Source organism: Mesorhizobium sp. M0800 (assembly GCF_040320095.1).
GTDB lineage: Bacteria > Pseudomonadota > Alphaproteobacteria > Rhizobiales > Rhizobiaceae > Mesorhizobium.
The window spans coordinates 376,540-389,637 of record NZ_JAMYOZ010000002.1 but is presented as its reverse complement, the minus strand read 5'-3'; the positions used below and the strand labels follow the sequence as shown (position 1 = coordinate 389,637).

Genomic DNA, 13,098 nt, shown 5'->3' with positions numbered 1-13,098 from the left:
TCGGCCTTATCGGCGATCGCCGGGTTCGCTGAAGGAGCGCCCGGCGGTCGAATTCGCCGCTCACGCGCACGCTCCTTGGCCAAATTGGCACGTCACATCAAGCGAACGAAATTCTGGTAAAGGCGCCGCTCGCCACCAATCCGCCTGAAGCTGGATCCGCGAGCCGCCGGGAGAAAAGACGATGAACGCACGAGAAGATATCCGTCTGAATGTAGAGGAAACCGCCAAGCCCGCGAGGGGCATGCCGGACGCCGCCCGGAAATACCAGCCCTATCCGACCGTCGGCCTCGCCGATCGCACCTGGCCTTCGAAAGTGATCGACAAGGCGCCGATCTGGTGCTCGGTCGACCTGCGCGACGGCAACCAGGCGCTGATCGATCCGATGGGCCAGGAACGCAAGGCGCGCATGTTCGCCCTGCTGCTCGACATGGGCTTCAAGGAGATCGAGATCGGCTTCCCGTCGGCCTCGCAGACCGACTTCGATTTCGCCCGCTGGTGCATCGAACAAGGCAACGTGCCCGCCGACGTCTCGCTGCAGGTGCTGGTGCAGTGCCGGCCCGAACTGATCACCCGCACTTTCGAGGCGCTGAAGGGCGCCACCAACCCGATCGTCCATTTCTACAACTCGACCAGCGAATTGCAGCGCCGCGTCGTCTTCGAGAAGGACGTCGCCGGCATCAAGCGCATCGCCACAGATGCGGCCAAGATGATCACCGACATGGCGGCCAAGGCCGGCGGCGGCTACCGTTTCGAATATTCGCCGGAGAGCTTTACCGGCACCGAGCTCGACGTGGCGCTGGAGATCTGCAACGCCGTCACCGAGATCGTCAAGCCGACGGCGGAGAACAAGCTGATCATCAACCTGCCCTCCACGGTCGAGATGTCGACGCCCAACATCTATGCCGACCGCATTGAATGGATGTGCCGCAACCTCGACAATCGCGAGAACCTGTTGATCTCGCTGCATCCGCACAATGACCGCGGCACCGGCATCGCCACCACCGAACTCGGCCTGATGGCGGGCGCCGACCGCGTCGAAGGCACCCTGTTCGGCAACGGCGAGCGCACCGGCAATGTCGACATCGTCACGCTGGCGCTCAACATGTACACGCAAGGCGTCGATCCCGGGCTCGACTGCTCCGACATCAACCGCATGAAGGACGTCTACGAATACTCCAACCAGCTGAAGATCCCCGAACGCCATCCCTATGTCGGCGAGCTCGTCTACACCGCCTTTTCCGGCTCGCACCAGGATGCCATCAACAAGGGCATGAAGGCGCTGCGCAAGGCCAACACGCCGCACTGGGAGGTGCCCTATCTGCCGATCGACCCGGCCGATGTCGGCCGCAGCTATGAAGCCATCATCCGCATCAACTCGCAGTCCGGCAAGGGCGGCATCGCCTATGTGCTGCATGCGGATTACGGCCTCAACCTGCCGCGCAACCTGCAGATCGAGTTCAGCCAGGCTATCCAGGCGATCACCGACGCCGAAGGCAAGGAGGTGCCGGTCAAGCGCATCTACGAGCGCTTTCTCGACACCTATGTCGACCAGCCCGGCGCGCGGCTGAAGTTCCTCGACCACCACACCTACCCCGACACCGAGGTCAAGGGCCGGCGTGTGGTCGAAGCGGTGATCCTCGACAAAGGCAAGGAGGTGACCATATCAGGCACCGGCACCGGCCCGATCGACGGCTTCGTCGATGCGCTGTCGCGCCATGTCGGGGTGCCGATGTCGGTGCTGGATTATTCCGAGCATTCCATGCAGCGCGGCTCGAATGCCTCGGCCATTTCCTATGTCGAGATGGAACATCCGGGCGGCAAGCTGTTCGGCGCCGGCATCAACACCAACATCGTCGCCGCCTCGCTAGAAGCCGTGGTTTCGGCCGCCAACCGCATCGTCGGTCGAAAGCGCGGCTAGCCGAAACGGTCAGGCTCCCGCCATCGGCCCACCGGAATTTATCCGGTGGGTACGCTATCGCACCATAAGCACATGCTTGTAAGGCGCCGCCAGCGCGATATGATTGTACCTCAACCTGTGCCGAATTCGAAGGGATCGACACTTGCAGCATACCACGCCTGCCGCCCCCGCAGTGCGCGAAACGTTGGAGCGATTGCTTGCCAGCGAAACGTTCGGACGATCCGAGCGCGCGCGCAAGCTGCTCCGCTACCTGGTCGAGCGCGAGCAGGCAGGCGAAGCCGACAGGCTCAAGGGCTTCTCCATAGCGATGGACGTCTTCGGCAAGGACGGCGATTTCGATCCGTCGACCGATGCGGTGGTGCGGGTGCAGGCCGGCAGGCTGCGCGAGCTTCTGCAGCAGTATTTCGCCAATGAGGGCGTTGCCGAACCGGTCCGCATCGCCATTCCGCGCGGCGGCTATGTTCCGTCCTACGAACTCAACGCCATTCGCTTGCCGGCAGAGGCTGAGGCAGAGAACAAGCCGCAGCCGGCGACAGAGGAGGCGGCGACCGCCCCGCCCGGATCGCCGGAAGATGCCCGCAACCGGGCACATCCGGCTGCATTGCTGAGCGTTCCAGCCGTCGCCCCTGCTGCTCCTTCGCTGCAGCGGCATTTGCAGTTCTTCTGGCTGGCGATCGCGCTGGTCATTCTCATGCTGGGTGTGCTGATCCTTCGCCAGGGTAGCGTGGTGTTGCTGACCGGCGGCGACACGGCGGTCGAGACCGCGGTGGCTACCGGCAGCATTGCAGCGCCTCCGGTTGAAAACCTCCCCCAGGTCTACATCGCCATCAAGGCCGACAGCGACCTGGCTCGCCGTGTCGCCGCATCGCTGCGCGCCGGCCTCAGCGGCTTCGATACCATCAATTTCATCGGCCGTGATGCCGACAGCCCGCCCGATCCAGTGACCGACGCCGCCAGCTTCGTATTCGATGTCCTGCCCGGGCCGCGTAGCGGCGACATCATGCTCGAGCTGCAAAGCGTGGCGACCGGCCGCGTGCTGCTGTCGCGCAACCTGACCGCCGGCGACAGCGCGAACACCGCCATCGAGGACCAGATCTCCGGCATTTTGAGCTCGGCTCTTCCCGCCTCGGGCACGATCTACAACTACATCGAGCAGAGCGGCATCCAGACCGGGCTGACGGCGTGTCTGGTGCTCAACGGCAAATATTATCTCGACCAGAACGCCCAGACGCACGAAGCCGCTTACCGCTGCCTCGAAGATCTTGCCAACCGGGAGGCGAAGTCGTCGCTCGTCTATTCGGAACTCGCTTCCTTGCATCTCGAAGCGGTCACCGACCACTATCCCTACCCCGCCGACGCGACGATCGACAAAGCCATGACGTTTGCCCATCGCGCCATCCAGATGGGCCCGACCAGCCCCTACGCGCACCGCGCCCTTGGTTATCTCAATTCGCGCATGGGCGATTCCGCGGAATCGATCCGCTGGATGCGCAAGGCCTATGAGCTCAATCCCTACGATCTCGCAATGGCCGCCGCCTATGGCTACGGGCTGGTTTTCGCCGGCAGGTACAGCGAGGGCGCCCCGATCCTTGCTCACGCGGTGGACATCGCGAGCGCCCATCCGACATGGTGGGATTACGGGCTGTTCGCCGGAGAGTTCATGATGGGCGACATGAACAAGGCCACGCTCGCCAGCGACGGCTTGCGAACGACGGAAATGAAATCGCATTATCTGGCGGCGCGGCTGATCGGCGCCAAGGCTGCCGGCCGCGAGAAGCTGGCGAGCAGGCTGCTGCAGGAACTGACCGCCAAATTCCCGAAATTCGCAGCCGATCCGCGCGCAACTTTCGTCGAACGAAGATATCCCGCCGATCTGACCAACCGGCTGGTGGAAGCCCTGCGCGCCGCCGGCCTTGGCGGCGCCAGCTGACGTCTCCCGGCGCGTGCACGACGTCAGGTGATCGCGAAGATTTTACTGGCCATCCGGACGGCCAAAGCGCAATTCAGACACAATTTGAACCGGCCAATCTGATCCCACATAGGTCTGATCCCGCATAAGACTGATCTCCGCATAAGTCTGACCTCCCGCAAGACTGATCCGCATAAGACCGCCCCCGGCATCCTGACTGATCCCGGCACCAAGCCATAAAGTTTGCATGACCCCATCCCTTTACGCTGCCGAACGGGGCACCGGCCCGACAACGATTGCCTTCCTGCATGGTTTCGGTGGCTGCCACGACGACTGGCGCGATGTGGCCGAGTCTCTGGCGCCCGGCGCGCGGACCCTGGCCTATGATCTGCCGGGACATGGGCTGTCGCTCGATTTTCCTGGCGGCGGTCCGGCCAGGATTGCAGCCAGTGCCGTCCTTGCCGATCTTTCCGCTCGCGGGATAAAGCGGGCTCATCTCGTCGGTCATTCGATGGGCGGCGCCGTGGCCGCCCTGATGGCATTGAGCGAGCCGGAAAAGATGGCCTCGCTGACGCTGCTGTCGCCGGGCGGTTTTGGTCCTGAGATCAATGGTCCGCTGCTGCGTCGCTACGCCGCCGCTGCCGGCACGGATGAAATCCGCGCCTGTCTTACCGCCATGTCGGGACCGCAAAGCCGGCCCTTGCAGCACAGGGTCGATCTCGTCAACGAGATGCGCCGGCGTCCCGGCCAGTCGCGGACACTTGTCGAGTTCGCAGCCGCCATGACCAGGGATGATCGGCAAGGCGTCATTCAGCGCGAACGGCTGGAAACGCTAAACATGCCGGTCATGGTGGTTTGGGGAACCGACGACGCGGTGCTGCCCGTCAGCCAGGCGGACGGCGTGCCGAAGCATTTTCATCTGCACCACGTGCTGGAAGCCGGCCATATGCTGGTCGAGGAAGCGCCCGGCCTGGTCGTCGAGGCCGTCCGTCGCAATATGCGACGCCGCAGCAGGCGGCTTCGTCGGGGATTCGCCGCTGCGGCGAGCTGATCGGTCTTCGCGCAGGCACGGCGGCGGCGCTGGTGCTCATCCAGCGAACCCTTGCCCGCTCATCGATCTCGCAAGTGCAATTTGCCGGCGGCTGTGTTAATTCGGTGTTAACCAAACCCCGCGAGGCAACGCCGATGAAGGACGCAGGCGAGAACATCACCCAGATCGATCAGTCGCGAAAACTGTCCGATGCCATTCGCGACGTCAAGAACGCCTTCGCCGACCGCGACGACGTCGTCGTCGAGATGCGCGAAGCGCATCGCATGCGGCTCGATCTGCTTGCCGCCGAACTCGCGCCGGTCTTCGGCGACGTACCCACCGACATGGACAGTTTCGACTTCGCCGTCTCGTCCGGCCTGCAGCCACGGCTGTGGATCGACGCGATCAGCCATGTCGCCATGGGACGCGACCGCCGCACCTATCGCTTTCTCAAGGACACGCGCATCGGCCGCGTCGTGCTCGCCGAGTCGACCGAGATGAAGGTCGTTGCCGATCAGGTGACGCGCTATGTCGCCGAGCGCGTCGTCGAACGCCAGAGGATGATGGAAGGCGGCATCGAGCAAGCCGTCGCCGGCCTGAAACGCGCCCTGGTGGCGGAGGCCGAGCCGCCGCTGCATGTCCCTGCACGCAGCAACGGCTGGTCGGCGTTCTTCTCGGGCCTCGGCCTGATCGCCGCCGGCGCCCTGGTCGGCCTAGCGATTTCGCTCGTGTTGTTCTGGGACCGCATCGTTGCAATGAAAATCAGCTTCTAGAGCGGTTCAGCGTTTCACGGAAACGCTGAACCGCACTATCTCTTTGTTTTGACGCAATTCCGGACGGAAAACCGTTTCACACTTTTCCTGGAATTGCTCTAGCCATCGACGCCTCGGCTTCGACGCCAAGCTCCATTGTCTGCAGGTCGCTGGGCGGCAATGCCGGCCCGGTCAGGCCGCGGCGCGTCAGCCTGATCCGCCACTTGTCCTTTTCACCGTCGATGTCGAGCAGATTGTATTGCGCCGGCGCATGCGAACTGCCGGGCGCTTGCCCGGCGGCGGCGACCCCGACCACCGGGATTTTGGCCTTGCGGGCGCCGATGAAGAAGAGCGACGGCACATGCGAATGGCCGTGCAGCACAAGCTCGGCGCCGTGCCGGTGAAGAACCTTGTGGAAGCGGGAGATGCCGAACAGCCGCTTGTTCTGCGAAACGGCGCCGCGCACCGGCGGGTGGTGGATCATGATCACCCGGAACAGGCCGCGCTTGCCTGTGGCGTCGAGCATGTCGCGCAGCCGTTCCGCCTGGCCCTCCAGAAAGAAGCCGTTGGCCATGAATGGAGCCGTGGCGCGCGCCGTCGTGACGCCGACCAGCGCAACATTGCCGCGTACGCGCAAATAGGGAAAGGTGTTGCGGTCGACCGGCGTATTGACGCCGTCGCCGGTCATCCACGCCGCCCAGGACCGGCAGGTCTTGTCGAAGGCGCCCGGCACATAGGCATCATGGTTTCCCGGCACGACCGACACGTCATTGGGCGAGCCCAGCGTCTCAAGCCAGTGCTTGGTCATCTCGATCTCACCGTCGAGCGCCAGATTGACAAGATCACCGGTGATGGCGAGATGGTCCGGCCCGCTGGCCTTCATGTCGGCGACGATCGTGTCGATGACGGCATCGTGCATGTAGCGGCGGCGGTTGCGCTGCCAATTGACGTAACCGACCACGCGCTTGGAGGCGAGATCGCGATAGGTTACATCGGGAAGCGGCCCCAGATGGACATCGGAAATATGCGCGAGCCTGAACATCTTTTCTTCATAGGCGAGGCGCGCGCAGCTTTCCACTCACGGTTTCGCGGACAATGACGACGCCGGATCCGGAGCAAGCCCTGCGTCAGACCGGCTGGCCGGGCTTCAGGGCAAGGCTGTTTCACCTGTACTTCGTACTGCGGCGGCCGATGACGCTCGGCGTGCGCGGCTTGATCCACGACCGCCGCTCCAATTCCGTCTTCCTCATCCGCCACACCTATGTCCCGGGCTGGCACCTGCCCGGCGGTGGCGTCGAGTTGGGCGAGACAATGATCGAGGCGCTGACGCGCGAACTGTTCGAGGAAGGCAACATCGCGCTGACCGGACCGCCGGTGCTGAAATCCCTGCATTTCAACCGCCGCGCCAGCCGACGCGACCATGTCGGCCTCTATCTGGTCGAGGAGTTCGACCAGCCAGCACCCAAGCTGCCCGACCGCGAGATCGCCGAAGCCGGCTTCTTCCCGCTCGACCGCTTGCCAGAAGGCACGACACCGGCGACGCTGCGGCGGATTGCCGAAGTTTTTGAGGGGAATTCGGCATCGCCTTACTGGTAGATCATCTCTTCAACAGCTTTGGCTGCGTCGGTATAGACCGGCAGCATCCATTGTTCTCAGAGAGATAAATGCTGAGCGATGGCGAGAAAAAATGCAACACAGCCAAAACGATAGATTTAGAATCGCGCTCTATGTATCACTTTACACGGGAATTTATGTGATAACATTTTCTGTTATAGCCTTAATTTCGACAATAGTTCTTGCGATAGATCCATATATGTTAGCAAAAGTTGGAAGATTCATCCAATTCGCAATACAATTAGTTGCGGCATTCGTGACATATTTCGTTTTTATAAAGCGACATGCTCAGCTTTTTACTCGCACTGAATTCTGGAAAATGGTCGGCTTCTCAACCCTGATAGAAATGATTTTGGGAATGGCTGTGCTTCTGCCGTCGGGATTGTTGCGCGCAATCCCGCCCCAGATGTCGGTCCTGATCGTCATGATCAGCGGCATCGTTGCGTTCCTTGCAACGTCGCTCGGCTACTCCAATCGATTTGGAAATACCATATTGAAAGCTGAACTCGTTAGAAGGGCAAAGATGGACTCCGAAACCTTCCGCTAGGTCGCCGGTCTCACGCAGCCTTCCTAAATCGCGCGCGGTCGTGCGGCGCGGAATAGTCGAGCTCTGGCCCGACCGGCACGATGCGTGTCGGGTTGATGGTCTCGTGGCTGCCGTAATAGTGCGACTTGATGTGGTGCAAATTCACCGTGCCGGCGACGCCCGGCACCTGGTAGAGATCGCGCAGGTAATTCGACAGGTTCGGATAGTCGGCGATGCGGCGCAGATTGCACTTGAAATGGCCGACATAGACCGGGTCGAAGCGGACCAGTGTCGTGAACAGCCGCCAGTCCGCCTCGGTGATGCGGCCGCCGACGAGATAGCGCTGCCTTGACAGACGGTCCTCCAGCATGTCGAGCGTCGAGAACAATTCGCCGAACGCCTCCTCGTAGGCCGCCTGCGTGGTGGCGAAGCCGGCACGGTAAACGCCGTTGTTGACCGCGGGATAGACCAGCGCGTTGACCGCATCGATCTCACCGCGCAACGGTTGCGGATAGAAATCGAGCCTGGCATCGCCCCATTCGTCGAACGCCGAATTGAGCATGCGGACAATCTCGGCGGATTCGTTGGAAACGATGGTCTGCTCGCGTTTGTCCCACAGCACGGGAACGGTGACCCGGCCCGAATAGCCGGGATCGGCCCTGGTGTAGATCTGGTGCAGGAAATCGAGACCGTAGAGCGTGTCGCCGGTGGCGTCGTCCTCAGCCAGGAACGTCCAGCCGTCGGCGCCCATGAAATGATGGACGACCGAGACGGAAATCACGTCCTCGAGTTTTTTGAGCACGCGAAAGATCTGCGTCCGATGCGCCCACGGGCAGGCGAGCGAGACATAGAGGTGATAGCGGCCGGGCTCGGCCTTGAAGCCGCGTTTTCGCCCTTCGGCCGGCGTGCCGTCGCGGGTCACCCAGTCGCGCCACTGCGACTGCGCCCGCACGAATTTGCCGCCGCTCTCCCCGGTATCGTACCAGCGGTCCTGCCATTGGCCTTCGACCAGCAATCCCATGCAATATCCTTTCGCGTTCCTACCCGATGTAGGGCACCAAGCGGCGCCGCGGAAATCCCCGACGCTGAACAGATCGTCAACGGCTGCGTCGTCGAGTGCGTGTCGGGTGCGCCGGCCGATTGCGGCGGCTGAAAATTGGTGCTAGCGGACAATCCGCATGTTCGACTTTGCCGTGATCCGGTTCGACCGACGACGAAAGAGCGCCCGCGCTTGATGAAGCGCTGACTGGCGAATGCTGCCGCTTGCAGCAAACCTTTCCTCGCATACCGGAACGCAAAGACCATGAGCCTTGCCGACTTGAAATACCTGGCCGACGTGAAATACCTGCCGGAAACTCCGGCGCACGATCCTGAAATCGAAGCCATCAATGACGAGGCCTTCGGGCCGGGCCGTTTCGTGCTCGCCGCCTACAAGATCCGCCAAGCTGGCCCGCACGAACGCGCTTTGTCATTCGTGGCCGTCGACGGCGCAATCGTCGTCGCCTCGGTACGGATGACGCGCATCGCCGCCGGTGCCGGCCGCGCGCTGATGCTCGGGCCGCTCGCCGTGCGGCCGGCCTTCAAAAATCTCGGCATCGGCCGCTGGCTGGTGGCAATCGCGCTGGAAGCCGCCGCCAAGGCCGGCGCACCGGCGGTGATGCTGGTCGGCGACGAACCCTACTACGGCCCGCTCGGCTTCAGGAGGCTGCCGCGCGGGCAGATCTCGATGCCGCGTCCGGTCGACCCCGACCGGCTTTTGGCGCACGAGATCGTGCCGGGCGCGGTGGCGAGGCTGGCGGGCGAGGTTTGCCACGCCGACCAGGCAAGGATTGCCGCGCACATCGCCGCGATGGCATGACCGTGCCGGTGCTGTCGCACGGTGGCTTGGCGGCATAGTCTGGGCACGGAGGAGGACGTCGAGATGAACCCGAACGGCCAGATTGCGATCGTCACCGGTGGCGGCTCCGGCCTTGGCGAGGCGACGGCGCGCGCTCTTGCCGCCGGCGGCGCCAGGGTTGCCGTCCTCGATCTCGGTATCGAGCGTGCGGCCAAGGTGGCGGCTGACATCGGCGGCATCGCCGTCCGATGTGATGTGAGCGACGCCGAGAGCGGTGCCGCCGCAGTCGCGGAAGCGGCAGAGACGCTCGGCGCACCGCGCATCCTGGTCAATTGCGCCGGCATCGTTGTCGGCATGAAGACGATCGGCAAGGACGGACCGCATCCGCTCGATCAATACCGCAAGGTGATCGAGGTCAATCTGATCGGCACCTTCAACATGATCCGCCTGGTCGCCGACCGGATCGCCAGGCTCGAGCCGCTGCAGGGCGGCGAGCGAGGCGTCATTATCAACACCGCATCGGTCGCAGCCTATGACGGCCAGATCGGCCAGGCCGCCTATTCCGCGTCCAAGGCCGGCGTCGTCGGCATGACGCTGCCGGTGGCGCGCGATCTCGCCCGCTCCGGCATCCGCGTCTGCACCATCGCACCCGGCATCTTCAGGACGCCCATGATGGCCGGCATGCCGCAGGAGGTGCAGGATTCGCTCGGCGCCGCTGTGCCCTTCCCTTCCCGTTTGGGCGAGCCTTCGGAATACGCGGCACTTGCCTTGCACATCATCGAGAACCAGATGCTCAACGGCGAGACCATTCGCCTCGACGGCGCCATCCGCATGGCGCCGAAATAAATGCGACGGTGATGCCTTGGACGAACCCAGGAAAGACGTGATCCGCGCGACCGATACCGAGGCGATCAGGCTGGCAAAGACGCTGATCCGCAGCGCCCGTTTCGGCGCGTTGGCAGTGCTCGAACCAGGAACCGGTTCGCCGCTGGCCAGCCGGGTCGGCGTCGCCACAGACATCGACGGCACGCCATTGATCCTGGTATCGATGCTGTCCGCCCATACCGGCGCCATCCTTGCCGACCCGCGCTGCTCGTTGCTCGCCGGCGAACCCGGCAAGGGCGATCCGCTGGCGCATCCGCGATTGATGCTCGTCTGCCGCGCCGTGCGGCTTGAACGCGGATCGAACGAACACGCCCGCGCCGAGCGGCGCTACCTCAACCGCAACCCCAAGGCAAAACTCTATGCCGGGCTCGGCGACTTCTCGATCTTCCGGCTCGAACCGGAGCGCGCCAGCCTGAACGGCGGCTTCGGCAAGGCCTATCTGCTCGACCGCACCGATCTGGTCGCGACGGGAGCGATCGTCGAAGAGCTTGCCGCCGGGGAGCAATCGGCGCTCGACCACATGAACGCCGACCATCTCGATGCGATTGCCCTCTACGCAAGTCATTTCGGCGGGGCCGAGAGCGACGGCTGGATCGTCACCGGGTTCGACGCCGACGGGATGGATCTCATATCGGGCGACAATGTCTGTCGGGTTTTCTTCCCCGAGCCGCTGAGAGCGGCGCGCGACCTCAGGCCTGTCCTGGTCGACATGGCCAAGGCTGCCCGATCGGCAAAATAATCACAGCCGCACGGTTAATCGGCTTGCATGGAAAGCAAGCCTTGAGATTTGAGCGAAATGTTCTACCTTTGCGAGTGACGCTGAATCGCTGGCGTGCATCTATAGGGAAAGTCTATGGAATCCGACGCTATTGCCCCCATAGCGGCGGATGAGCAAGAAGGCATGGGGGATCTATGGTCTCGAACAAACTAGTCGCCAACGCCGGAACCGCGGCTGCGTTTCTGACGCTGATGGGCAACGAAAAACGTTTGTTGATCATGAGCTATCTGGCCGAGGGCGAGATGTCGGTCGGCGCCATAGCCGAGAAGGTGTCGCTCAGCCAATCCGCCCTGTCACAGCATCTGGCCAAGCTCAGGGCTTCCGACCTTGTCGAGACCCGCCGCGACCGGCAAATGATCTATTATTCCTGCAAGTCCGCGGCGGTGCGCGAATTGCTGCACATGCTGGACGGCATTTTCGGCGAAGGTGAACTGTCGCAGATGGCTCACCGGCTGCGTCGCGCCGGGACCTGAGCGGCCGAGGCGGAGAACGCCCCGCCAAATCCGCTTTGCTGCCAAGTCCGCCTTGCTGCCAAGTCAGCCTTGCTACTGAACGCGCTCGTCGGCGGCCTGCGCAATCTCGTCCTTGAACTCGACCTTCGTGCCCGGCTGCACCATCGAGGCAAGGTCTTCGGCATCCCAATTGGTCAACCGGATGCAGCCATGCGAAAAGGTGGTGCCGATCTTGCCCGGTTCGGGCGCGCCGTGGATGCCATAGCTTTCGATTGAGAGATCTATCCAGATCGATCCCACGGGATTGTTCGGCCCGGCAGCGATGGTGAAGGGCCGCTTGGTCTTGACCCCCTTGAAAGCGAAGTCCGGATCGTAGTGATAGGTAGGGTTGTGCACCACGCGCCTGACCTCCGCCATGCCGCTTGGCGCCGGCTTCTCGTCGCTCCCAATCGAGGCGGGGTAGACCGCCAGCCATTTGCCGGCACGGTCGAGCACACGCACCAGGCGGGCGCCCTTGTCGACCTCGATGGCGGCAACGCCCGCGGGAGGGTCGCCCCTGCTGACATCAGGCACCACCAACGTCCTGCCTGGTTTCCTGAGGCTGGTGCCCGGATTGAGCATTCGCAGCAACTGTTCGCTGACGTGGAAGCGCTCAGCTAACCTCTCCACCGCATTGCGGTAGCCGAGCCGCCGCAAGCGGGCCATCCTCTCCAAGCGGGCGGGAATACGCCGGGTGAACGGTCCACGCACATCCTTGCGCATCACCTCATAGGTCACCAGCACCGGCTTGGCGGAGGTTGCGATGAGTTTGCTCCAGGTTTGTGGACTGAGCTTGCCATCGGGCGGAAGTCCGTTTGCCGCCTGAAACGCGGCGACGGCTTTGGCAAAGTTCTGGGAAAGGCGACCGTCGATGAGGCCCGGCGAGAAGCGGGCGCGATCCAGAAGGATCTGCGCCTTCAGCAGCATCGGATCGACACCCTTCGGTTCGCCGAGGGTGAATTGGGCCTGATTGACGGTGGCCGGATCGAGCTTGGCCGCGCGAGCCACGCCGCATGCGAGGGCAAGCGTGGCGGCAAAGACGAGGAGGAGCCTGATCATCGATGTCCTCCCAGGACCGCAGCAGGAGCCCGCCTCTATGACGCGGCATGGCCCTGTGTGGTTCCTTCGCCCATCGAAATTCTGCATTGAAGCGGCTTGGCCGAAGAGCCGTGCCGCGGAAATCAAATATCGCCGTGCCGCCAGGAGGCCAGGCAGGGCGTCTCCGCCCGGCGCCTAGATGGATTTGATCGTTAGAACGGCGTGCATCCATTTGGACGCTGAGATACGGTCTGAACTCCTTCGGATCCGGCATCGTGCCTTCCGAAACCGAATCCCGATTCGCGGCCGACGCCAGGGTC

13 protein-coding genes are annotated in these 13,098 nt (G+C 63.1%); 9 read left to right on the top strand and 4 right to left on the bottom strand.

All coding sequences use genetic code 11. The annotated features are described in order from the left end of the window. The first annotated feature begins 181 nt into the window (after positions 1-181). From leuA to NKI18_RS04280, 4 genes are all read left to right on the top strand, one after another. A complete protein-coding gene (gene leuA / locus NKI18_RS04295; protein ID WP_352456427.1) occupies positions 182-1,918 on the top strand; it encodes a 2-isopropylmalate synthase in 1,737 nt (578 codons plus the stop codon). Positions 1,919-2,060: 142 nt separating this feature from the next. After that, entirely contained in the window at positions 2,061-3,848 is a 1,788-nt protein-coding gene (locus NKI18_RS04290) for a tetratricopeptide repeat protein (protein ID WP_352615487.1), read from the top strand. Between the two features lie 226 nt (positions 3,849-4,074). After that, entirely contained in the window at positions 4,075-4,878 is an 804-nt protein-coding gene (locus tag NKI18_RS04285) for an alpha/beta fold hydrolase (RefSeq protein ID WP_352456425.1), read from the top strand. Between the two features lie 134 nt (positions 4,879-5,012). Further along, positions 5,013-5,630, top strand: a complete 618-nt coding sequence (locus NKI18_RS04280) for a hypothetical protein (RefSeq protein WP_352456424.1) — start codon at positions 5,013-5,015, stop codon at positions 5,628-5,630. A 76-nt stretch (positions 5,631-5,706) separates the two neighbouring features. Here the strand turns inward: NKI18_RS04280 and NKI18_RS04275 are convergent, their stop codons facing one another. Further along, positions 5,707-6,651, bottom strand: a complete 945-nt coding sequence (locus NKI18_RS04275) for a metallophosphoesterase family protein (protein ID WP_352615484.1) — start codon at positions 6,649-6,651, stop codon at positions 5,707-5,709. 53 nt (positions 6,652-6,704) lie between these two features. On the opposite strand from NKI18_RS04275, the gene NKI18_RS04270 reads away from it, so the two are divergent. Further along, entirely contained in the window at positions 6,705-7,205 is a 501-nt protein-coding gene (locus NKI18_RS04270; protein ID WP_352615483.1) for an NUDIX domain-containing protein, read from the top strand. Between the two features lie 306 nt (positions 7,206-7,511). On the opposite strand, the gene NKI18_RS04265 is transcribed toward NKI18_RS04270, so the two are convergent. Both NKI18_RS04265 and NKI18_RS04260 read right to left on the bottom strand, forming a co-directional pair. Beyond that, positions 7,512-7,661 (bottom strand): hypothetical protein, encoded by a 150-nt coding sequence (locus tag NKI18_RS04265; protein ID WP_352615481.1) that lies wholly within the window; start codon positions 7,659-7,661, stop codon positions 7,512-7,514. A gap of 119 nt (positions 7,662-7,780) precedes the next feature. Further along, positions 7,781-8,770: a glutathione S-transferase family protein gene (locus NKI18_RS04260; protein ID WP_352615480.1), complete on the bottom strand. Its 990-nt coding sequence runs from the start codon at positions 8,768-8,770 to the stop codon at positions 7,781-7,783. 282 nt (positions 8,771-9,052) lie between these two features. Between NKI18_RS04260 and NKI18_RS04255 the strand changes: the two genes are divergently transcribed. From NKI18_RS04255 to NKI18_RS04240, 4 genes are all read left to right on the top strand, one after another. Beyond that, a complete protein-coding gene (locus tag NKI18_RS04255) occupies positions 9,053-9,607 on the top strand; it encodes a GNAT family N-acetyltransferase (protein WP_352615478.1) in 555 nt (184 codons plus the stop codon). 63 nt (positions 9,608-9,670) lie between these two features. Further along, positions 9,671-10,432 (top strand): 3-hydroxyacyl-CoA dehydrogenase, encoded by a 762-nt coding sequence (locus tag NKI18_RS04250; protein WP_352615476.1) that lies wholly within the window; start codon positions 9,671-9,673, stop codon positions 10,430-10,432. Between the two features lie 16 nt (positions 10,433-10,448). Continuing rightward, positions 10,449-11,210 (top strand): HugZ family pyridoxamine 5'-phosphate oxidase, encoded by a 762-nt coding sequence (locus NKI18_RS04245; protein ID WP_352615474.1) that lies wholly within the window; start codon positions 10,449-10,451, stop codon positions 11,208-11,210. A gap of 173 nt (positions 11,211-11,383) precedes the next feature. Continuing rightward, positions 11,384-11,722, top strand: coding sequence for an ArsR/SmtB family transcription factor (locus NKI18_RS04240; RefSeq protein WP_023679553.1), 339 nt, complete (start codon positions 11,384-11,386; stop codon positions 11,720-11,722). A gap of 72 nt (positions 11,723-11,794) precedes the next feature. Here NKI18_RS04240 and NKI18_RS04235 read toward each other — a convergent pair whose 3' ends face one another. Beyond that, positions 11,795-12,799 (bottom strand): L,D-transpeptidase, encoded by a 1,005-nt coding sequence (locus NKI18_RS04235; protein ID WP_352615471.1) that lies wholly within the window; start codon positions 12,797-12,799, stop codon positions 11,795-11,797. Positions 12,800-13,098 lie beyond the last annotated feature (299 nt).

What these genes read in the sequence shown, in the direction of transcription:
- NKI18_RS04275 (WP_352615484.1), bottom strand. Translation starts at nt 6,651, where the DNA reads ATGTTCAGGCTCGCGCATATTTCCGATGTCCATCTGGGGCCGCTTCCC.
- NKI18_RS04260 (WP_352615480.1), bottom strand. Translation starts at nt 8,770, where the DNA reads ATGGGATTGCTGGTCGAAGGCCAATGGCAGGACCGCTGGTACGATACC.
- NKI18_RS04250 (WP_352615476.1), top strand. Translation starts at nt 9,671, where the DNA reads ATGAACCCGAACGGCCAGATTGCGATCGTCACCGGTGGCGGCTCCGGC.
- NKI18_RS04240 (WP_023679553.1), top strand. Translation starts at nt 11,384, where the DNA reads ATGGTCTCGAACAAACTAGTCGCCAACGCCGGAACCGCGGCTGCGTTT.
- NKI18_RS04255 (WP_352615478.1), top strand. Translation starts at nt 9,053, where the DNA reads ATGAGCCTTGCCGACTTGAAATACCTGGCCGACGTGAAATACCTGCCG.
- NKI18_RS04270 (WP_352615483.1), top strand. Translation starts at nt 6,705, where the DNA reads ATGACGACGCCGGATCCGGAGCAAGCCCTGCGTCAGACCGGCTGGCCG.
- NKI18_RS04280 (WP_352456424.1), top strand. Translation starts at nt 5,013, where the DNA reads ATGAAGGACGCAGGCGAGAACATCACCCAGATCGATCAGTCGCGAAAA.
- NKI18_RS04285 (WP_352456425.1), top strand. Translation starts at nt 4,075, where the DNA reads ATGACCCCATCCCTTTACGCTGCCGAACGGGGCACCGGCCCGACAACG.
- NKI18_RS04235 (WP_352615471.1), bottom strand. Translation starts at nt 12,799, where the DNA reads ATGATCAGGCTCCTCCTCGTCTTTGCCGCCACGCTTGCCCTCGCATGC.
- leuA (WP_352456427.1), top strand. Translation starts at nt 182, where the DNA reads ATGAACGCACGAGAAGATATCCGTCTGAATGTAGAGGAAACCGCCAAG.
- NKI18_RS04265 (WP_352615481.1), bottom strand. Translation starts at nt 7,661, where the DNA reads ATGCCGCTGATCATGACGATCAGGACCGACATCTGGGGCGGGATTGCG.